The 21211-nt window shown below is 39.6% G+C and carries 25 protein-coding genes; 20 read left to right on the top strand and 5 right to left on the bottom strand.

The window, feature by feature from the left end; translation table 11 throughout:
* The first annotated feature begins 4 nt into the window (after positions 1-4).
* The 3 genes from mqnE to EVJ47_07600 all read left to right on the top strand — a co-directional run bounded on the left by mqnE (position 5) and on the right by EVJ47_07600 (position 2843).
* Positions 5-1099, top strand: coding sequence for an aminofutalosine synthase MqnE (gene mqnE, locus EVJ47_07610; GenBank protein ID RZD14198.1), 1095 nt, complete (start codon positions 5-7; stop codon positions 1097-1099).
* A 54-nt stretch (positions 1100-1153) separates the two neighbouring features.
* Positions 1154-1666 carry a CarD family transcriptional regulator gene (locus tag EVJ47_07605; protein ID RZD14092.1) on the top strand — a complete coding sequence of 171 codons (513 nt, stop codon included), beginning with the start codon at positions 1154-1156 and terminating at the stop codon, positions 1664-1666.
* A gap of 112 nt (positions 1667-1778) precedes the next feature.
* The gene (locus tag EVJ47_07600) at positions 1779-2843 is read left to right on the top strand and encodes a TRAM domain-containing protein (GenBank protein ID RZD14091.1); all 1065 of its coding nucleotides are present in this window, start codon (positions 1779-1781) and stop codon (positions 2841-2843) included.
* Positions 2844-3068: 225 nt separating this feature from the next.
* Here the strand turns inward: EVJ47_07600 and gltX are convergent, their stop codons facing one another.
* From gltX to ispF, 4 genes are all read right to left on the bottom strand, one after another.
* Entirely contained in the window at positions 3069-4667 is a 1599-nt protein-coding gene (gene gltX / locus EVJ47_07595) for a glutamate--tRNA ligase (protein ID RZD14090.1), read from the bottom strand.
* A gap of 17 nt (positions 4668-4684) precedes the next feature.
* The gene (locus tag EVJ47_07590) at positions 4685-5002 is read right to left on the bottom strand and encodes a hypothetical protein (GenBank protein ID RZD14089.1); all 318 of its coding nucleotides are present in this window, start codon (positions 5000-5002) and stop codon (positions 4685-4687) included.
* A 314-nt stretch (positions 5003-5316) separates the two neighbouring features.
* Entirely contained in the window at positions 5317-6075 is a 759-nt protein-coding gene (locus EVJ47_07585) for a 2-C-methyl-D-erythritol 4-phosphate cytidylyltransferase (GenBank protein ID RZD14088.1), read from the bottom strand.
* Between the two features lie 109 nt (positions 6076-6184).
* The gene (gene ispF / locus EVJ47_07580) at positions 6185-6688 is read right to left on the bottom strand and encodes a 2-C-methyl-D-erythritol 2,4-cyclodiphosphate synthase (GenBank protein ID RZD14087.1); all 504 of its coding nucleotides are present in this window, start codon (positions 6686-6688) and stop codon (positions 6185-6187) included.
* 186 nt (positions 6689-6874) lie between these two features.
* Between ispF and EVJ47_07575 the strand changes: the two genes are divergently transcribed.
* The 9 genes from EVJ47_07575 to EVJ47_07535 all read left to right on the top strand — a co-directional run bounded on the left by EVJ47_07575 (position 6875) and on the right by EVJ47_07535 (position 11757).
* Positions 6875-7429 carry a hypothetical protein gene (locus EVJ47_07575; protein ID RZD14086.1) on the top strand — a complete coding sequence of 185 codons (555 nt, stop codon included), beginning with the start codon at positions 6875-6877 and terminating at the stop codon, positions 7427-7429.
* 141 nt (positions 7430-7570) lie between these two features.
* Positions 7571-7858: a GIY-YIG nuclease family protein gene (locus tag EVJ47_07570; GenBank protein RZD14085.1), complete on the top strand. Its 288-nt coding sequence runs from the start codon at positions 7571-7573 to the stop codon at positions 7856-7858.
* Positions 7859-7944: 86 nt separating this feature from the next.
* On the top strand, positions 7945-8481 hold the full coding sequence (locus EVJ47_07565) for a prepilin-type N-terminal cleavage/methylation domain-containing protein (protein ID RZD14084.1): 537 nt from the start codon (positions 7945-7947) through the stop codon (positions 8479-8481).
* Complete coding sequence (locus tag EVJ47_07560) at positions 8429-8671, top strand: hypothetical protein (GenBank protein RZD14083.1); 243 nt, start codon at positions 8429-8431, stop codon at positions 8669-8671. Before EVJ47_07565 ends, EVJ47_07560 begins: the two co-directional genes overlap by 53 nt.
* A 10-nt stretch (positions 8672-8681) precedes the next feature.
* Positions 8682-9239, top strand: coding sequence for a hypothetical protein (locus EVJ47_07555; protein ID RZD14082.1), 558 nt, complete (start codon positions 8682-8684; stop codon positions 9237-9239).
* A 73-nt stretch (positions 9240-9312) separates the two neighbouring features.
* Positions 9313-9633, top strand: a complete 321-nt coding sequence (locus EVJ47_07550) for a BrnT family toxin (protein RZD14081.1) — start codon at positions 9313-9315, stop codon at positions 9631-9633.
* Positions 9617-9898 (top strand): hypothetical protein, encoded by a 282-nt coding sequence (locus EVJ47_07545; protein ID RZD14080.1) that lies wholly within the window; start codon positions 9617-9619, stop codon positions 9896-9898. The genes EVJ47_07550 and EVJ47_07545 overlap by 17 nt, the downstream gene beginning before the upstream one ends.
* Before the next feature lie 29 nt (positions 9899-9927).
* Positions 9928-10845: a universal stress protein gene (locus tag EVJ47_07540; protein RZD14079.1), complete on the top strand. Its 918-nt coding sequence runs from the start codon at positions 9928-9930 to the stop codon at positions 10843-10845.
* 201 nt (positions 10846-11046) lie between these two features.
* Positions 11047-11757, top strand: coding sequence for a hypothetical protein (locus EVJ47_07535; protein RZD14078.1), 711 nt, complete (start codon positions 11047-11049; stop codon positions 11755-11757).
* Here EVJ47_07535 and EVJ47_07530 read toward each other — a convergent pair.
* The gene (locus tag EVJ47_07530; GenBank protein RZD14077.1) at positions 11746-13059 is read right to left on the bottom strand and encodes an MFS transporter; all 1314 of its coding nucleotides are present in this window, start codon (positions 13057-13059) and stop codon (positions 11746-11748) included. The two genes, EVJ47_07535 and EVJ47_07530, sit on opposite strands and share 12 nt — an antisense overlap.
* A 112-nt stretch (positions 13060-13171) precedes the next feature.
* Here EVJ47_07530 and EVJ47_07525 point away from each other — a divergent pair, with 112 nt between their 5' ends.
* The 8 genes from EVJ47_07525 to EVJ47_07490 all read left to right on the top strand — a co-directional run bounded on the left by EVJ47_07525 (position 13172) and on the right by EVJ47_07490 (position 21192).
* Positions 13172-14575 (top strand): hypothetical protein, encoded by a 1404-nt coding sequence (locus EVJ47_07525; protein RZD14076.1) that lies wholly within the window; start codon positions 13172-13174, stop codon positions 14573-14575.
* Positions 14576-14809: 234 nt separating this feature from the next.
* Positions 14810-15487 carry a heterodisulfide reductase subunit C gene (locus EVJ47_07520; GenBank protein RZD14075.1) on the top strand — a complete coding sequence of 226 codons (678 nt, stop codon included), beginning with the start codon at positions 14810-14812 and terminating at the stop codon, positions 15485-15487.
* Positions 15488-15594: 107 nt separating this feature from the next.
* Positions 15595-16794 (top strand): heterodisulfide reductase subunit B, encoded by a 1200-nt coding sequence (locus EVJ47_07515; protein RZD14074.1) that lies wholly within the window; start codon positions 15595-15597, stop codon positions 16792-16794.
* A 220-nt stretch (positions 16795-17014) separates the two neighbouring features.
* The gene (locus EVJ47_07510) at positions 17015-18058 is read left to right on the top strand and encodes a CoB--CoM heterodisulfide reductase iron-sulfur subunit A family protein (GenBank protein RZD14073.1); all 1044 of its coding nucleotides are present in this window, start codon (positions 17015-17017) and stop codon (positions 18056-18058) included.
* Between the two features lie 5 nt (positions 18059-18063).
* Positions 18064-18828, top strand: a complete 765-nt coding sequence (locus EVJ47_07505) for a hypothetical protein (protein RZD14072.1) — start codon at positions 18064-18066, stop codon at positions 18826-18828.
* A 58-nt stretch (positions 18829-18886) separates the two neighbouring features.
* On the top strand, positions 18887-19651 hold the full coding sequence (locus EVJ47_07500) for a 4Fe-4S dicluster domain-containing protein (protein RZD14071.1): 765 nt from the start codon (positions 18887-18889) through the stop codon (positions 19649-19651).
* A gap of 41 nt (positions 19652-19692) precedes the next feature.
* Positions 19693-20628: a disulfide reductase gene (locus EVJ47_07495; protein ID RZD14070.1), complete on the top strand. Its 936-nt coding sequence runs from the start codon at positions 19693-19695 to the stop codon at positions 20626-20628.
* Between the two features lie 186 nt (positions 20629-20814).
* Complete coding sequence (locus tag EVJ47_07490; GenBank protein RZD14069.1) at positions 20815-21192, top strand: rubrerythrin; 378 nt, start codon at positions 20815-20817, stop codon at positions 21190-21192.
* Positions 21193-21211: the final 19 nt, after the last annotated feature.

The raw sequence follows: 21211 nt of genomic DNA, 5'->3' as shown, positions 1-21211 counted from the left end.
AAATATGAATAAGGCAATAGAAAATAAAACTTTTGATTTAATAAGAGAAAAAGTTTATAATAATATAAGGCTTTCAGCTGATGATGCTTTATTTCTATTTAAAACCGATGATTTGATTGCGTTAGGCGAGCTGGCAAATTTTAAAAATCGTCAAATCAACGGAAACAGAGTATATTATATAGTCAATATTCATATAAATTATACTAATATATGTGTAAACAGGTGCGCCTTTTGCGCCTTTTACAGAAATGGAAAGGAAATAGACGCATACACTATGAACACATACGAAATAATTGAGTATATTAAAATCAATTATAAAGCCAATAACTTCAGAGAAGTTCACATCGTCGGCGGTCTTCACCCTTCGCTTCCTTACAGTTTTTATACCGGTATGATTTGCGGGATTAAAAAAGAATTTCCCAATCTTCTTATTCAGGCTTTTACCGCGGTAGAAATAGATTATTTATCTAAAATTTCGGGATTATCGGTTGACGAAGTGCTATCGGACTTAAAAGATAGCGGTTTAGACAGCCTTCCCGGAGGCGGGGCGGAAATATTCAACCCGGTTATAAGAAAGCGGTTGTGTCCGCAAAAAATCAGCGGAGAAAGATGGATTCAAATACATAAAACGGCGCATAGTCTCGGCATACCGTCCAATGCCTCGATGCTGTACGGAGTAAAAGAAAGCTATGAAGACAGGGTTAGCCATTTAGACGCGATAAGAAACGCCCAGGATGAAACTAACGGCTTTAAATCTTTTATTCCGTTTGCCTTCCAGCCTAAAAACACGGCAGTTAAAAATTCTAATTTAACCTCAGGATATGATGATTTAAAGATGATAGCGGTGTCCAGACTTTTTCTGGATAATTTTAAACATATTAAAACCTTCTTTGTCAATTTAGGCATCAATCTTGCCCAGGTGTCCCTGTCTTTCGGAGCCGATGATTTTGACGGGACATTAATAGAAGAAAAAATATCTCATGACGCAGGTTCAACAAACCCGGCAGGGCTTAGCGTCAAAATGGTAAAGAAGATTATCGAAGAGACTGGTAATATCCCAACCGAAAGGGATACTCTATATAATGCAGTGTTTAGCTAACGCATCTATTAAATTAAAAAAATCTAAAAGTTTAAAGTTTAAGGAGGTTAAATTATGTTAAACCTAAGCAAAACGGAGTTTAGCGTTAACTCGTTTGTCTTTTATCCCAGTTACGGAGTCGGCATTGTCGAATGTATTTCCGTGCAAAAAATTGGCTTGGCGGACATTTCTTTTTACAATGTTAAGATTTTAGAAAACAATGCTAAAATTATGGTCCCCGTGAAAAATGCGCATGAAGTTGGACTTCGTCAATTGATTAAGGAGAATGAAATACAAAAAGTTTTTGATGTATTGGAAGCCAGATGCATTAAAAATCCTTTTGCAAGAAAAGAATCATGGAATAAGCGGTTTAACGGCTATAACATAAAACTATGTTCGTCGTGCCTTTTTGAGGTTGCCGAGGTTTTAAGAGACCTTTATATATTAAAGGCGGAAAAAGAACTATCTTTTGCGGAAAAAAAGATGTTCGAAAAAGCAAAACATTTAATAATCAAAGAATTATCCACCGTTATGCACAGGCCGGAGACATTTGTAGAGGACAAAATAAAACGGATATTCGTTCAGTAATAGGCGATAAAAAAATAAAAACCTGAAATCCTGATTACTTGCTAATTAGCTGATATATAAAATAAATTAAAACGAATTTTATAAAAATGATTTAATTGAATGGTGAATTTTAATGAAAATTTTTAATAAGGAGCCGATTCTTTTTGTAAGAATATCTCTTGTTTTGATTTCGGCAATTTTGGGTTATTTAATCGGCAAGGAGTACTGGCACAACGACCTTCTATCTTATGTCGGGCTTTTATTTGGTTTTACGATAGGTTTTATTGTCGTAACCGTTGAAAAAAGCATGGAATCCATATCCACCAAAAAGATATTAGCGGGTGGAATAGGGCTTTTTATAGCTCTTTTTATAATTAATTATGTAACATATCAACTGTTTAAAGGATTTTTTACCGGCAATCTTTTAGGTTATATAACCTATGCTTTTGTCAATTTTGTCGCGGGCTATCTCGGTCTTATCATCGGGTTGAGGGTAAGCGACGAGGTGAGCATCGGAGGTTTTGCCAATAAGGCTCACCATTTAAATCCAAAAGATATAGAGGGTAAACAGGATAAGTCCGAGTCCTGCCGCAATTATAAAGTAATAGATACAAGTTCCTTGATTGACGGACGCATACTCGATGTAGCAAAAACCGGTTTTATCGACGGCGTTCTTATAATACCCACATTCGTTCTCCATGAACTTCAACATATCGCCGATTCCCAGGACCCGCTTAAAAGGGTGAAAGGAAGAAGGGGTCTCGATATATTAAAAGAGCTGAGAGAGGATAAAAATATCAATATCGAATTTGCTGACATCGATTATCCGAATATTAAAGAGGTTGACGCAAAACTAATCGCATTTGCAAAAGAAAAAAACGGAAAAATTATCACAACCGACTTTAATTTAAACAAGGTGGCGCAGGTCAGAAATATTAATGTTTTAAACATTAACGACCTTGTTAAAGCCCTTCGGCCGATTTTGCTTCCGGGAGAGGCGATAACCGTTTTAATTGCCAAAGAGGGAAGAGAAAAAAATCAGGGTATTGCCTATATGGATGACGGAACTATGGTAGTGGTCGAAGATGCAATGAAATTAGTCGGTTCGGAACTCGATGTTACGGTTACAAGCGTTCTTCAAACATCGAGCGGCAGAATGATATTTGCAAAAATAAATTACGATAGAGAGACAGTTTAGCCAAATCCCGATTTAGAAACTGTTTATATATTCCAATGTTAAGTAAATCTGGATTACCGCTTCGCTCTCGTGCCTTACGGCACTCGTGAAGTTCCTTTGGAACTTTCCTACTGAAGCGGGTTGGGACACCCGACGGGTGAAACGATAAATTCTCTCAAAGTCATTCCCGCGTAAGCGGGAATCCAGAATTAAAATTTTCTATCGGCAATTTTGGGTGTTACGATATTACGACAGCCTTGCTATGACCCTTTGTTTGCCTAAAATGACTGCGATTTTAATTATGGAAGGACCGTCTAATTTGCCCGTAAGGAAAAGCCTTAAAGCCTCATAGCAGTCCTTGACGGTCTTATTGCTGCCCGCGGCAGTTTCTTTTATTGCGTTTTTAATTGAAATTTCGTTAAACTCCGCCGTTTTTTCAATGTTTTCACACAGGATTGTTTTCAGGCTTTTAAGGTCTTCAAAGTTATATTTATTATTGTTAATGTTATCCGCATTTGCTTTTATTTTGAAATCGTCGAAGAATATTTTTAATTCTTCTAATATCTCCTTTACGGTTTTAAATTCCTGCTTTAAAAAATCTATTATCTTCAAAGATGTTCCTGTCGGATAGATTTCTTTAAGTTTGGACATAAGGGACTTGGGGCTTCCCGAAGGCGCCGCCTGCACGGCGTCAAGCTGGCTGAATTTTTCCGTAATAATATTAATTAGTTCTGCGGCGGGGGTATTAATAAGCCATTTTTCGTTGACGAATTTTAATTTTTCTTCGTTAAAAACGGCGCTCGAACTTTTTGTTCTTGTTATATCGAAGGCGGATGCCATTTCGGATATGCTTGAAAATATCTCTTTTTCCGCCGCGCCTGCATTTCTACCCGTTTTGCCTTTATGTTCTATAAAGGTGTTGCAGGTAATACGGGTGTCATTCCCGCGTAAGCGGGAATCCAGAAAAACTTTATGTTCTATAAAGGTATTGCCGGTAATAGCGAGATAATTTAATATGGCGTTCGGAAGATAGCCCTCGTTTTTATAGTAATCTATATTGGAAACAAGGTCTCTTTTCGACATCATCTTGCCGTCTTTTCCATATAAAAGTGAAATATGCGCAAAATTCGGTATATTTTTTTCTAAAGCCTTAAGGAGTAAAATCTGCTTCGGCGTATTGGGGATATGGTCTTCGCCTCTTATTACATGAGTTATACCTAAGTCGCTGTCGTCGATTATAGATGCAAAGTTATAAGTAAATCTGCTATCTTCGGTCCTAAGGATAAAATCGCCGATGAGTTTAGGGTTAAAAGATATGCGTCCGTGAACCATATCGTTAAACTCCACGAAGTTTAGCCCAATTTTTAGAACATTTATGCGGATTGAAGGGTGAAGACCCCTTTTTTTAAGTTTGGAGCGGAATTCTTCTTTTTCTTCCGGCGAAAGATGCAGGCATCTGCCGCTATAAATATAAGGTTTTTTTGACCTTATCGCTAACTCTTTGGATTTTAAAATATCTTCTTCGTCGCAGAAGCATTCATAAATTAACCCCTTTTTCTTAAGAATATCGAGGTAGTTTTCATAGACGGCGGTTCTTTCCGACTGCCTGTAAAATTCATCCCATTTAATACCTACCCATTCCAAATCGCCTACGATAGAATCTTCGTATTCTTTTTTACTTCTAACCCTGTCCGTATCGTCTATCCTTAAAATAAACCTGCCTTTGTTTTTCAGGGCAAAAAGATAATTAAACAAAAGCGTTCTTACACCGCCTATATGGAGGTTTCCCGTAGGGCTTGGGGCAAAGCGGACGCGAACCCCCGAGGAATTTTTATCTGTGCGCATATAACCGTAAGAATCGTTTATTGTTTTGTTGTATGGTGCGTTTGTTGTTTAAAATTGAGTTCATTAATAACTTCCCTTAAATTTTTTATTCCGCTGAACCATTTTAACCGCTGTTTTTTATTCATTTTGGAGACTAAATTAACCATATAGTGGCAGTCCATACAGTTATTTTTAATGCTGTCTTTGCTTTCGGTCTTAAGTACGGAACGGGCTTTTTGCTTATCCTGCTTGGTAAGCACCTGTTTTGGCGAAGGCATGCCCCCGCAGTAGCCAAAACCGTAAGCAGTTTGGGGAAGGAATAAAATTATAACGATTAACGCCGATAATTTTTTCATAATGAAATACCGCTCTGTTATCCCAAATACAGATTTAGAAAATATTTATAAGTTTTAATGCTAAATAACACTGGATTCCCGCCTTCGCGGGAATGACAATGCAGTGATTTATAATTTCACCCATTTAGGTGTCATTTCCGCGAAAGCGGGAATGACATTTTAATCTATTATATTTAACCTCAACTTGTCATTCCTGCGAAAGCAGGAATCCAGCATAGAAGTTTCTATCGGCAATTTTGGGTTATTAGTTATATTGACAATTATTGCATTGTTTTCAAAAAAAGTAAATATCGGGCTGAGTTTTATGCTAAGTTTTATTTAAACTTATCGCAAAGCAATTCCGCAATTTCAATATCTAAGGCAGAGGTTATTTTTATATTGAAGTCCGTCGATAGTATCGGCACGACCGTTAAGCCTAAATTTTCCACTAAAGATATGTCGTCGGTCGATGTAAAGCCTGTTCGGCGGGCTTCGTGAAGAGCCTTTTTTATAATGTTAAACTTAAATACTTGAGGAGTTTTTGCGGATATTAAATTGTCCCTTTTAACGGTTTTAAGTTTAAGAGGGTACGGCAATATCGATTTGTCAAAATTTATTTCTTGAGAATTTATTTCTTTAATCGTTTCCGTTGCCTGCGAACATAAAAAAGCGGCGCCGTGGACCGCTGCTTTATCTAAAAGCAGGCTTAATTCTTCGTCCTTTACAAACGGCCTTGCGGCGTCGTGAATAAAGACGATGGCATTTTCCGCCTCGGAGGCAGGTAAAATACTTTCTAAATATTTTATGGAGTTGTCCACGGAATCCTGTCTTGCCGCGCCGCCGGTTATTATGTGCAATTTTTTTATATCGCCGCCTGCGGTATTTTTCTTAAAAAAATCGCTCCAGTTAAAACCAAAAACTGTAGAAGGCGGCGTTGCTATAACGACGGCATCAAAATTAATATTCGATTTTGTAAATATTTCAAGGCTGTGGAGTATAATTTCTTTATCCTTGATTTTTACAAGCTGTTTTGGGACATTAAGCCCCGTTCTTAAACCTGCTCCGGCGGCAAGCAATATCGCGTATGATTTCATTTTATTAAATAATTTATTTTGTATTGTTTATTATACCATAATCATACCTTAATCCCTCAGTAGAAACGCAGGGTAAAAGCGGAAATCGGGCAAAGAAAAAAGAAAGAATTTACTGTTGCGATATAAGGCAGACGCTAAAAGCTTCTATCGCTTTTTGTTTTCCCACAGAGTCAAGCCCTTCTTTGGTTTTTCCTTTAATGTTGACGCGGGATTTGTCAACGCCGAGCGCGGCTGATACCGAATTTATCATTTGTTCTTTATAGGCGGATATTTTCGGCGTCTGGGTTATAATCGTGATGTCGGCGTTTGCCAGCGCGTACCCCTTTTCCTGAACCAATTTATAGGCATATTTTATAATTTCGATGCTGCTGACCCCTTTTGTCGATTTAAGGTTATCGGGATAAAGAACGCCTATATCGGGCAGGCTCAGAGCGCCGAGAAGGGCATCGGTAAGGGAGTGAAGAACGACATCGCCGTCGGAATGGGCGGCAACCCCGATATGCCCCTCGATTAACACCCCTCCGAGATAAAGTCTTTTGGCGGCTTTTTCAAAAAGCGCAACCTCTAAAAATTTGTGGATGTCGTAGCCGCATCCTATTCTAATGTCATTCATTATGCAGGTTGCACCGTTTATTAATTTTTGTTGTTCCAGTGAGCATTATCCCGTAAAACATTTATAAATTATAACAGATTTTTATAATATTTGTAAGTTTGAAAATGGCTTAATATTAAGATATAATTTCTTTATGATTTTCTAATAATGAGCGGATAATTAACAAAAACCATATAATTCAGCTTAATGCTTAAGCATATTAAAAAAAGTAAAGATACGGGCGGGTTCAGCCTTCTGGAGATAGTGATTACGATTATTATAATCGGACTTTCTTTAAGCGCGATAGCCGAAAGTTTTATCGTGGGTTCGGCAAAGAGCGTAAATATAGTAAATCAGCAAACGGCGGTTAATGTGGCAAAGCAAACTATGGCGGAGTTGAATTACTGTAGGAACGGAGGGAGCGTGAGCGGGGTGTGCAGCGCGTTTAATAATACGGGCAGCAGTAATTGTAGTAGTAATGGAAATGGAATAAATACTTGGTATTGTCCTTCAAGTTTTTATACCACACCTCAGGGCCCGATAAATGTAAACGACGAGTGCTTTTACACGGCTATAACGGCTCAAAATGTTAATTTTACCGATACTAACGGAAACGGAACTATTAGTGGAAGCGAGAGTCCTACCGATTTTATTCAGACGATAGTTCGAACGGGCTGGTTTGCGTTAAATTCGGGCGGGACTTGCCCCGCCGCTCCGGCAAGTTATCCGGTAACGGTTTCGACGATTTTTGCTAATTATTAACGATTCGTCATTCCCGCGAAAGGGTATGCGAAGAAAAATTTTAGTTATTGTCATTCCCGCGAAGGCGGGAAAGTTTCAAAGAAACTTCACGAGTGTCGTCAGACACGAGAGCGAAGCGATAATCCAGAAAAAGCATTAAGAATGAAAAAATATTATGTTTATATTCTGAGCAGTAAACGTAACGGCACTTTATATACAGGCGTTACTTCGGATATTATTAAAAGGGTTTATGAACATAAACAAAATGTAGTCGAAGGCTTTACAAAGAAATATAACATCCATGTATTAGTTTGGTATGAGATACACGATTCCGCAGAATCGGCTATTAATAGAGAAAAACAGATAAAGAAATGGAAGAGGACATGGAAATTAAGATTAATTGAAAAAGACAACCCCGAATGGATAGATTTATATGAAAGCATATGTTAATAACAAAGACTGGATTCCTGCTTTCGCAGGAATGACGGCAGGGCTTTCGCAGGAATGACAAGGTATATTCTTAAATTTTTACGAAGATGATAATGAAGACTTTGAATGGTATTAAGAAAAATAAGGGCGGGTTTACCCTTATCGAACTGGTTATGACGATACTTCTTATCGGCATCCTGTCGATAGGGTTGTACGAAGTCGTAATGTGGGGAATAAGCGACTATTTACAGAACGAAAATTATCTTCATTCGAATAATTCTATGACTTACGCAATATCGGCGCTCAGGAGGAATTTGGAAAATGCGGCTAAGCCGTCAGGATATATAAGACCTGCGGCTAAGGCTTATTGTAAATTGAAACATAAAATTAATCCGGACAAGAACCAAAACCTGCCTATCGTAATAGCTAATTTATCGAGTCAGACGACATCTTGCGGTTCTTCCGCCACCCCGTGCAACGAGGTTGCTTTTTATAAATATATAACCGGAACCGCAAACCAAGAGCAAGAGCTTGTGGTGTTTTGCGTGAATCCAAATAATAACGCATTATATAAAGAGGTAACTACGACTAATGGAACGACATCGTATCCCGTTGCGGATTATATTAGCGGCATTAATTTTTAGCGCGGCGGTTTCTTTAAGCGGTTGCCTGAAGCCTCCGCCTCCGCCACCTCCGCCACCAGCGGCTTCATCTTATTGCAATAAAAATACGACAACAAAAGTCTATTCCTGCAATATAAATTTTACGGTAACAAATTTGGCGGGTTACAGCCAGACGGGCGGGGTTTCGGTTATCGTGGCAAATCCGCAGTAATGACAAACTAATGATTATGATAAAATTTTTAAAAAACGGGGTTGTTAATTCCAATAAGGGTATTTCCATAATCCTTGCGATTATAATTATTATAGTGCTGGGGCTGGCTGGGTCGATTTTCGCATATCTTATGGCAAGCGGAAGCATCGTTTCGAGGTCTAATCTGACGGGCGTGGCGGCGAAATACGCCGCAAAATCGGGAGTGGAGATAACGCTTTACGAACTGGAAAATCAAGGCGCTTTTTCCGGTACACGTCCGTCAGGCTGTCCGAATCCTCCCGTTTTGCCGCCGGGGGTAAGTGGCAGTATCGGCTCACCACAATATCTTTCCGGCAACTTACAGGGCAACTTACTCCATTCCGTTAATTATACTCCGGCTTTTTGCGCCGTTTATGGCACATTGAGCGGTACCGGCGGCGGCACCGGCAACTGTACCTATTACATCATCACTTCCAACGGCTTTGCCGGCGGAACGGAAAGAGAGGTTACGGCGGAGGTCGGTATCAAAGGCACCGGCACCGGCAACTGCACCGGCATCTATGTCGAAGCCGAACTGCCCAATTCCTGATTTTACAGGATATTTCGTCCCCATTTGCAAAAATATTATTGATTAATGTATATGTTTAAGATATACTTTTAATATGGATAAAATAATTAAACAACTTTTGTTTAACTGTGCAGGTTTTGAATGGGACGAAAATAATAAATATAAAAATAGCGTAAAGCATCAAGTACATTATATAGAATGCGAAGAAGCGTTTTTTAATGAGCCTTTAATTGTTTATTTCGACAAAAAACATTCCGAAAAAGAAACAAGGTTTTATCTGTTGGGACATACGAACATGAGCAGGTCGTTATTTATCGTTTTTACCGTGAGAAATAATAAAATAAGAGTAATTTCTGCAAGAGATATGAATAAAAAAGAAAAGGAGATATATAAAAATTATGAAAAAAATTCCTAAATTTAAAAACGAAGACGAAGAAAGAGAATTTTGGGGGGCGGGGGACTCTACCGAATTTATAAACTGGGACAATGCCGAAAAAATTAAGCTTCCTAATCTCAAGCCGTCTCTCAAAACTATATCCGTCAGAATGCCTGAATATCTCATAGAAGAACTTAAATTTTTGGCAAACAAGAGGGATGTGCCTTACCAATCCCTTTTAAAAATATTCCTTATCGAAAAAATAAACGAGAACTTGGAGAAAAATTCAGAAAAAAGAAAGTAAAAGTCTTTTGGAAGATTTGAGGATTTGATATGCTTAACACCGCGCTTTACGCCATAAATTTCGGCGATTTCTATTACGAAAATCTCGACTGTTTTGCGAATTATTCGAAGCTCGGCTTAAAAGAAATCGTACTCGCCCATGTCATCGATCCCGCCCTTTTTCAGCACAGCCTTTATTCCGTTTATAAAAAAGAGGATGAGGAAAAGATAAAGAGACTTGCGGAAATTAAACTTAAGGATATAAAAAAAGACCTCGAGAAATTGGGATTCGGCGTTCGCTATGTGATAAGAACCGGTAATATAGCAGGTGAAATTGCGGATGAGGCAAAAAATGAAAATATAGACTTCGTCGTTCTCGATAAAAAGGCCGGCATTAAGTCCAGAGGCTTTCTTTCATTTTACGGCTCGCCGCTATATGACATTTTAATTAAAGTCGATAAGCCGGTACTTATTATGAAAAGAGTTTTGTTTCACGCATCGGGTATTATAAAAAACGATGAAAAAATGAATTGCAAAAATCTTTTTGCGGATGTCGTCTTTGCTACCGATTTTTCGGAGTTTTCGCTCAGGGCTTTGCCGTTCATAAATAAAGTGCCTGCCGATATAATCAAGATGTTCACGATTTTATATGTTATCGACGAAAAGGCGGTAAAGAATTTAAAGCCGGAAGAAATAAAGAATTACGAAAAAAATCTGGCAGAAAAGGCAGAGGATGCCGTCCGCGGATTAGGCTACCGTTTTACGAAGGAAAAATCCAATCTTGAGGTGATTGTCAGGAAGGGTGTTCCATGCAAAGAGATAACGGATTTCATGATAGGGACGAGAAAAAAACTTTTAATTTTGGGACATAAGGGAAAGGATAAAGAAAAATTAGCCGAAATACTTTTCGGCAGTACCGCCGAAAGAGTGGTAAACGCACTGCCCTGTTCGATTCTTATCGTCAAATAAATAATAATTCCTTAATCCTGCATTAGAAATTACATTATATACTCAAAAGCCATGTTAAATCTGGATTCCCGCTTTCGCGGGAATGACTTTGCAGGCATTTAACTTTTAACCCGACGGGTGTCCCAACCCGCTTCAGCGGGAATCCAGAAAAAGAAATTTCTAACGGTGATTTAAGGTAATTATAATTATTTAATTAAACCTATGGACCCTTTAAAAAGATTTCATAACGAGGACTGGCATACCCCTGAAGGGAAACTCATCAGGGAGTTTGTTTTTGGGATAAACGACGGCTTAGTTACAACCGTGGGATTTGTAGCGGGCGTTACCGGAGCCCTTGTAAACACCAGAATAGTTCTTATGTCGGGTGTGGCCGAGATTGTTGCAGGGACGGTTTCGATGTTTTTCGGGGCTTATCTTGCCACAAAGTCCCAAAACGAATTTTACCAAAAAGAAATTAGAAGGGAAAAAAGGGAGATTGCGGAAAACCCTAACCACGAAATAGAAGAGATTTATGAGTTATACGCGGATAAGGGCTTTACGAAAGAAGAAATCGACCCGATAGTTAAAAGGCTTATGTCCGACAAAAAGGTTTTGCTTAATTTTATGGTACAGGATGAGTTAGGGATAAGTCTTAATTATTATGAAAAACCTCTTAAAATCGCTTCTTATACAGGTTTGTCTTTTTTAGCGGGGGGTATTCCGCCGCTAATTCCATATTTTTTTACCAGAAATTCTTTTATGGCAATCGTTATGTCCATTTTGCTTTCTATATTAGTTTTGATATTTGCCGGCTTTGCAAAAGCTAAAGTTACAAAAACCAACGGATTAAAGAGTTCTACGGAGATGGTTTTAATAGGCGGTGCCGCCGCCGCCTTCGGGTTTATTTGCGGCAGGTTGATTTCACTCGTTTAATCCGGAATTAAGCCACATCGGCGGTTTATTATCGTATGATTTTGCAAAAAGACCAAATATTATTGTCGCTACGATAATGACGAGGGCGACTAAGCTGTAAGCCGATATAAAATTGAAGTAATCAAATACGGCGCCTACGGCAAACGGCCCTAAAACAAACCCTAAATCGCTCAATGTTCTGTAAATTCCTATTGCCTCGTCATAATGATTTTTATCGACGCTATCCATAAGATATAGATTTCTTGCCGGCCCCGAAAAACCGCCGCCCGCGCTTATAAGTATGATAGAAGCGCCGAATGTGAACAGGTTTTTGAAAATAATAAAGCTTAGCACGCCGGCCGCGCTTATAATGAAGGATGTTATGATAGATTTTTTTACTCCCATTATGTTTATTACTCTATCGGAATAGTATGTGAGCACCACTCCTATCACAGCGGATATAGAAATAAGAAGACCTATGCTTGCCTTGTTTAAATTCATTACGCTGACGCCCACGAGAGGCACCAGCTCCCTTCTCGAGCCTATCCTCGAAAAGAAAAAAGAGAAGGTTAGGAAACAGAGGGCTATAAAATTTAAGTCATATAGAAGGGCGGAATATTTTTTAAAATATCCTTTACTTACCTTACGCTCCTTGTTTTCCGGTTCATTTGTATTTCCATCCGGTTCGCTTGCAAATTTATCCGCAGTTTCAGGTATTTTTATGTTATTTAAGAATTTTTTGTTGTAAAAAGCTATTATTAGTCCTATAAGCATAATTACCGTATAAAGCAAAAAGGCTGTTTTGTCGGTAAACTCATATGCGACAATAGCTCCAAGGAAAGGGGCGGAACCCATTGAAAGCCTTCTTGCTATCATATATCTGCTTAAAACCTTCCCTCTTTTTTCATCCCTGTAAAGATGTTTGGTAAGAATTATCATTGAAGAAGTATTTATAATGCCTGAACCAAAACCTTCCAAAAATCTAAAAATAAATAACTGGTAATATGCCGTTGAGAGGAGGTAGCCGGCGGCGCCCAGAAAAATAAACAGCATTCCTATATGAATGTATTGGGATTTAAGTTTTTTGCTTATTATGCTTACAGGTATATTTACCAATATACGGGCGAGTCCGAAAGCGGCTATTATTAATCCGATTGTAATTATGCTGGCGCCTAAACTTTTTGCATAGAGGGGGAGAACGACCGTGTTTAATCCTAATCCGAAGTCTGCAAGGGCAATCGTAGAAAGAATGGCAATTAAAAGCCTTTTTGTCGAAGCGGGGGCTGTTTCGTAGGTGTTATCGTTATTATTATTTAATGCCATAGGGATTTTATTTTATAACATAATGACTTTGAAGTCAATGAACCCGATATCCCCAAAATTGCAGATACCGAGGTTGCAAAATCATGCGCAATGAATTATAATATAAAGTCAAATGACCGATTTATATATTAAGCATGACGATAGAGACAGCGATAAAAAGAAAATAAAAGAAACTATCCTTTTGCTCCAAAAATACCTTGCCGCCGAGGTTGCCGGTCGGGATCTGTATATGGAGCAGGCAAAAACCCTTAAAGACCCTACATTAGTTCAGGCGCTAAAATCCTTTGCCTCGACGGAAAGCGGGCATATTATCAATATCAGGGAAAAAATAACAGAACTTGGCGGCACGCCGAAACCGCTTGATGAAATCAGGGAAGCACAAAAAGGCGTCAGCAAAGCCTCGCATCAGGTTGCGGCTCCGTTAGATATGCTCAGGATTGATTTAAAAATAGAAGAAAACGCAATAAACGATTATACCGCAGGGCTGGAAATCACCTCCGACCCGGGTGTGAGGGCGCTTTTAGAAAATAATCTTGCCGAAGAGATACATCATTCTTTATATTTATCAAAAAGGATAAACGAAGTTTTAGAGTCCACAAAAGCCCGCATCGGCGCTATTAATGGCGCTGAAAAACCGGGAGGGAAAGAGCCGTCCGAGATTTTTAAAGCATCCGTCGAGGTCGGGCAGACCCGCCTTAACAGGACATGGCTCGAGATGTCGATGTCAGGTTTAATTGCGGGTATGAATGTTACCTTCGGCATAATAGCTTCTTCTTATGTTGCGGGCGCAACCGCTCCTTTTGTCGGGGCAAATATTTCTAAAATATTCGGGGCGCTATTTTTCCCAATCGGTTTTATCTTTTTAATGATTGGCAAAAGCGAACTTTTTACCGAAAATTTTTTAGTTCCTGTTACTTCCGTCATCGCAAAAAAAAATAAAATCGGAAGCCTTTTAAAATTATGGTCGTTAACATTAATAGGTAATATGGCCGGAATTTTTATATTTGCCCTCGCTATCGCCGGCTCGTTAAACCAGCTGGTTCCCTCATTCGTCGTAAGCCACATACATAGCGTAGCCAATAGCTATATGAGTAAAAGTCCGTTTGTAATGGTTTTAAGCGCAATTTTTGCCGGATGGCTGATTACGCTTATGACATGGCTTTTAATTGCCTCAAGCGGCACTCTTGCGAGAATTTTTATAATATGGATTGTCGGTTTTTTAATTTTTTTAAATTCATTCAGCCACATCGTCGTTGCTTCATCCGAAATTTTAATCGCTATTAATACCGGTTCCCATATATCATACCTTTCATGGCTTTATCCTTATGTTCCTTTAACTATCATAGGCAATATGATAGGCGGACTATTTTTTGTTACCATTCTTCAATATTTACAAATCTTGCATGCAACCTCGTCTTCCGAAGACATTATTCGCTCATCCCGTGAACTTAACATGTTTAGCAGGGCCGCTTCTAAAAAGGCGGATGAGGTAGAAGATATCGAGGATACTTTATAATATTATTATTTATTATAAATTATAAAGGCGTGGAAAAAAGCGCAGGCGCGGGCATATGTGCAAGTACGATAGATTTATCAAATAAATTTAAATAAATCGATAAATGTGATTTTAGCTTCTTGATTTTTTGAATTATTAAGATAGAATTAAACTATAGGCAAATTTCCGTTTTTACATTTTACCGATAAATTTATATTAAATTAAAATCAAACCAATAAATAGAGGGAGTAATTTATGGAATATGATGAAAATGGGGTAAGCATTGTTCCGTTCGAGTTTAAAAAAGAGATTTTCGAAGAAGCAAAAAAAGATTTTAGATATGAAGAGTATGTCAGAGGATGTTTAAACTGCGGCGTATGTACGGGCGGCTGCCCGCCTCACAGGTTTTTCGATTTTTCTCCCCGCATAGTTCTGCAAAAAATGAAATCAAAAGACCCCGAGCTTATCTGGACGATGATGGACGAATATGTCTGGGCATGCTTTCAATGCTTTACCTGTGCGATGATTTGCCCGTTTCTCAACAGTCCAGGCGGAGTAATTGCAATATTAAGGGAAATTGCCGTCAGGAGAGGCTTTGAATCCGCAAAAAAGGTTTTAAAACCATACTCGAGGGTTCTCTTAAAGCTCACGGCTTACGGCAACCAGCTTTCCCCCGACATGATTCAGCCGGATTTCTTTCCCGATTGGGGTCCGCATATAGGCTATGCCTCCACCGATCTTGCCGCTAAAAGAAAAGCCATTCCTATGCCGACCCTTCAGGTCACAAATCTTGCATGGGATGTTGCCCCAGAAACTATGAAAGAGCTTTATGATATATTTGACGAAGCGGGGGTTTTTAAGATTATAGAATCCGTTGACCCTTCTTTATACGAGATTATACAGGATATAGTGGACGATGTGAGGAGTTCTTAACGGAAAGGGCAATGTAAGACTGGATTACCGCCTGCGCGGGAATGACAAATTAAAAAGACGGGAATGACAAATTAAACAGATGGGAATTACAAAAAAAGGAGAGATATATGGCTATCGAAATAAATAACAGATTAGGTCTTGCCAATGTAAAATCCGACTATATTCACGCTGCGGGAAGAAAGCTTGAGGATATTCATGACGAACTTTTGGAACTCGAGGCAAAGGGAGAGGTTAAGGTTATACATGTAAAGGATGAAAATAAGCCTATCGAAGCCGAAACCCTGTTCGGCTGGAAGAAAAAGATTCCAACCAATAAATTGTGGCACCATAAATCATGCGGGCAGTGCGGAAACATCCCCGGCTATCCCGTATCGCTTTTATGGTTTATGAATAAGTTTGGACTTGAATATGTCGACGAAAGAAATCAGACATCGTGCACCGCATGGAATTATCACGGTTCAGGCACATCCAATCCGGTGGGGCTTGCCGCCGTTGCCGTCAGGAACTGGCACAGGGCTTATGAACTCGGACTGTTTCCGTTGTTTCATTGCGCCACTACATTCGGGGATTATAAAGAAATGCGAAACCTGCTTGTCGAACATAAGGAGTTAAGAGACGAGGTCAGGAGGATAATGCACAAAATCGGCAGGGAACTTGTTATTCCCGAATATATCGTGCATTACAGCGAATGGGTTCATGTTATGCGTTTTGAAATAGCCAAATTAAAAAAATATGACCTTAGTAATGTGATAGCGACGGTTCATCCTGCCTGCCACACTTATAAAATGATACCCGAGGATTGCATTTACGATAAAGATATTTATGCAGGGAAACGGACGGCGGTATCCACGGGTGTTACGCTTGCCCTGGGAGCGCAGGTTGCCGATTATTCGACATGGTACGACTGTTGCGGGTTCGGTTTCAGGCATATTTTAACCGAAAGGGAAGCATCGAGGTCGTTCGTGATGGATAGAAAAATCAGACCTATGGTTAGAGAGGCTCACTCCGATGTCTGTATTACGCAGGATACCGGCTGTACGACAACGCTCGATAAAAACCAGTGGATCGGAAAGGCTATGGGCTATACCGAGCAGGTTCCGGTTATGGCGGATGTCATGTTTGCCGCTTTAGCCTGCGGCGCCGATGTTTATAAAATCGTTCAGCTTCAGTGGCATACGACGGACTGGAGGCCTCTGTGCGAAAAGATGGGAATAGACTGGAGGAAGTCCGAAGAGGAATACAATGCCTATCTGGAAGAGCTTAAGGCAGGCGGAAAGACCGTTAATTTGTACGAGTATCCGAAATAAAATTAAGACGTAAAAATATATTTAATAATAACACCTTAAATCATCGTTACGAACTATCGCAATTGTTTCGGCATGTTATAAATTCTGGATTCCCGCTTTCGCGGGAATGACTTTACGGGGATATAACTTTTCACCAAACGGTTGTCATTCCCGCGAAAGCGGGAATCCAGATAAAAAAATTTCTAACGGTGATTTAAGATAATTCATTGGAGGATTTTATATGGCTGAGAATATTTTGGTAATAGGCGCGGGTCCGGCAGGTTTAAATGCGGCGACTATGCTTGCCGAATTGGGCGTAAAGGTAACTCTGGCGGAAAGGGATTCGTTTCTTGGCGGCAATCCTAAGAAATTTAAATATAAATTTTTATTTCCGGATATGCAGCCTGCGGATAATGTGATAGGCGAGCTGATTAAAAAGGCAGAAACAAACAGCAATATTAAGGTATATTTATCTTCGGAGGTTTCGGATTTTAAGGAAAACGGTAAAAAGTTCGATGCGCAGATAAAATCGCCTGACGGGAATGAAGCAAAAACCTTTGATTCGGTTATCGTTGCTACCGGTTTTGAGCATTTCGATCCTGCGAGAGATGCCAAATATTCCTATCAATTATTCGATGATGTAGTCGATATTAAGGATTTGGAAAGAATGATGGGCGAGGGAAATTTTGCCAGACCTTCTAACGGACAGCTGCCAAAAAATGTTGCCTTTATATTATGCGTGGGTTCAAGGGACAGGCATGTCGGCAATCAGTACTGTTCAAGGGTATGCTGCACCGTTTCGGTTAAACAGGCTATCGAACTCAGAGAACATTTCCCCGATTGCGAAGTGTATATATTTTATATGGACATAAGAACTTACGGATTTTTTGAAGATTTATACTGGAAGGCTATGGAAGAGCACGATGTCCAGATAGTTAAAGGCAGGGTTGCCGAAATTACCTCGGGACCCGATAATACGGTTATTTGCAAGGGCGAGGATACGCTTTTAAGAGGGCCGTTCGAGATTCCGTTCGATATGGTTGTGCTGGCTTCGGGCATGGAAGGCGGACCCCAGTCGTCCGAAATGGCTAAAAAGCTTGGGCTTGAGCTTGACGAGCACGGATTTTTAAAGCCGCTGAATGTCACGCTGGCGCCTTTTAAATCCAGCAAAGAGGGCGTATTTTTGGCGGGCGCCTGCACGGGACCGAAGGCTATTTCCGATTCGATTACAGAGGGCGGCGCAGCTGCGATGGATGCCTATATTTATGCGGTTAAAAATCATTAATTCTTATGACATATATTTTAAAAAACAATAAAATCGACAAAAGATACGAGGAAAAGTTCTTTGAAATTATAAAAGAAAATTTACCCGCAGGCAAAATAGGCTTGTTTAACGATCTTTTAAGCCGGAAAACAGAAATTATCAGGGGATTTTTATCGGATGTTCGGGATGGAAAATTAGAAATGGATAGATTCGACACGATACTGTCCTTTATTTTTTCCGTAAGAAGGCATAAAAAACAGATTATCGAGACCGTGAGCGTTGATATTCTGAACAACGGGTTTAATTATCTAAGCGATTCAAAAAAATCCGCAGAGATAAGGTTGGGCCGGTTTTTAGCGGCAATCCCTTATGAAAACGTTATCGTTAAAAGGGATATTGCTTTAGAAGTTTTGCATTTCTGCGAGCCCGAAAAGAATGTTTTATGGACATCATGGGTTTACAGGCAGGATAACGGAACCGGCTGTTTGCCTTACATGGCTGATTTTTTAAAAAGAACATGGGACGGAAATCCTTATATTATGCCGTTTAGTATTAAAGAAATGAAAGATGAGGCAGATTATCTTTATGAATTATCAAATAAAAACGGTTTTGCAATAGAACCCCCTTACGGCGTCGATATTCTTTTAAGTTATATGTATTCGGATTATGTTTATAAAATGGTATATGCCGAATCTAAGTCTTTATCTATCGGTGTGCCGGATGGCTTTACATTGATGAAAAAGTTATTGGGGATTGAAAAATTGGGGTTGCCGGAAGCGGTAGCGGTATAATTTTTACAGGATTACTAAAGGATTATTAACGGGATATTATTAAAACTTGGAGGGCTTTATGGCTTTAGAAAAGCAAGAAAAAAGACCTGTTGCCGAAAAGGGAGAACATATTATAGCAAGGCATTTAATCGAAGACGACCACATCAAAGAAGAAAAAAATTTAGTTATCGACGGGGTCGATGTTTCGGGCAGATGGAATACATTCATTACTACGAGGGTCGATTCGGAGTTTGACAGGGGCTTCTTTCGGGAGATTAAAGAAACGGTTGTAGGTTCGAGAATTAACAGATGCTGGCAGTGCGGAATGTGTACGGCAAGCTGTACCGTGACCCCGCTATACCGGAGATTTAATCCGAGGGCATTTATTTACATGATGCAGCTCGGCAACTTAAAAGAGTTAAAAAAATATGTGGATGTCGCATGGCGTTGCGTCGGGTGCTATAAATGTTCCCAGAGATGCCCTAAACAGGTAAACCCCGCCGAAATGATGGAGGCGCTTGCGCTTTTGATAAAAAAATATTTTCCCGAAGAAGTGGAAAGTAAATTGAAAGTTGACGAAGATGTTAAAAAGATATACGAGGATATGATTCTGGGACACGGAAGATTAGACCTGGCAAAGCTTCATACCTCGTCGATGCGAAAGATGGGGAGAACAAAGGAACTTATCGGAAAAATAGAAAGGGATGCTATTTTTAAAATGGTTAAGGATGGACGGGCCTTTTCGATATTAAAGCTCGGCAGACCGCATAATTGGGGAAAATCAAAAGGGGCGATAGAAAATTATTTAAAAAATGCCAATGCCCTTGAAAGAAGCGAGGCATAAAATGTTTGCGGCAAGGACTGGATTAAGGTAAAAATTAATTAATGGGGGTTTACATGGAAAAATTAAAGGAAAACCAGGCGGCATATTATCCCGGATGTGCTTTGTTAACGATAGATAGAGCTTATAATAACAGTTCTAAATTAGTATCGAAAAAAATGGGCATCGAACTTGTCGAGCTGCAAGGTTATAATTGCTGCGGCATAGGAGAGATGAAATCTAAAGGGGCGGTTTCGATGTATCTACCGCTTAGAAATATGATGCTTGCAAAATCGCAGCTTGGCTCAAAAGATTTGGTTATGGCATGTTCGGTCTGCTATCACGAGTTTAGCAGGTCCATTACAAGGGTAAGGGAAAATAAAAACGAACTTGCCTCCGTCAACGCTATATTTAAAGAAACGGGCGAAATTGAAGGCGAGTTTACCCCTGACGGCGAAGCAAGGCATATTCTGGAGTTTTTATATAACGAAAAAGGGGTGGACGAGGTAAAGAAAAATACGGTTAAGCCGTTAAAAGGTTTAAAAGCGGCGCCATATTACGGATGCCTTTACTCAAGGCCGTCTATGTACACTTTTACCGATAAAAAACCTGAGTTAGACAATTCCGAAAGACCCCGGTTTATGAATGATTTTTTAGAAGCTATGGGTGCGGAAGTCGTTTTTTACGGCAACGAGGTGCAGTGCTGCGGCGGAAGAAATGTTGTTCAGGATGAAGAAACCTCTTTTGCGTTATGTTCGCAGACGCTTTCGAAGGCAAAAAAAGCAGGGGCGGATTTCCTTGTTCTTATCTGTCCAAAATGCGCGGGCGCGCTGGATGTAAATCAGCCTAAGATAGTCGAAAAGTTTGGAAAGGATTCAGGGCTTCCGGTTGTATATTTAACTCAACTTATGGCGCTGGCATTTGGTTTTTCCAAAAAAGAAGCCGAGTTTAGCGATATGATTTCAGACCCTGTTAAAGTGCTTCAGGAAAAGGGATTTTAATAACCTTAATCCTGCATTAGAAATATATAAACTTTCTAATGCTAAGCAACTTCTGGATTCCTGCTTTCGCAGGAATGACATCTGTTGAGTGAAAAGTTAAATTTCAGCATTGTCATTCCTGCGAAAGCAGGAATCCAGAAAATAAGATAAAATAAATCGGTTATGATTAAAGAGGAGGTATATTTTATGTCGAAATCGGAAGATAATTTAAAGGAGGCTTTTTCGGGAGAGTCTCAGGCTAATAGAAAATACCTTGCTTACGCAAGGCAGGCCGATGCCGAAGGGTATCCAGAGGTTGCAGAGTTATTTAGAACTATTTCCGAAGGTGAAACAGCGCACGCGCTTGGACATTTAAATCATTTAAAAGGGATAAAATCGACGATAGAAAATTTAAAAGCGGCTATAGAGGGTGAAAAATACGAGGTTGCGGAGATGTATCCAAGAATGGCTAAAGAAGCAAGGCTTGAGGGCAACGAGGAATTGGCAAAATGGTTTGAAATGGTGAGCAGGGCTGAAAGCGCTCATGCGAAAGCATTTGAAAAGGCATTAAATGAATTGGCATAAGATAAGTATATATCCCGGG

It is taken from the genome of Candidatus Acidulodesulfobacterium ferriphilum (assembly GCA_004195035.1).
GTDB lineage: Bacteria > SZUA-79 > SZUA-79 > Acidulodesulfobacterales > Acidulodesulfobacteraceae > Acidulodesulfobacterium > Acidulodesulfobacterium ferriphilum.
The sequence above is the reverse complement of the archived record's forward strand: the minus strand, read 5'-3'. Positions and strand labels throughout refer to the sequence as shown.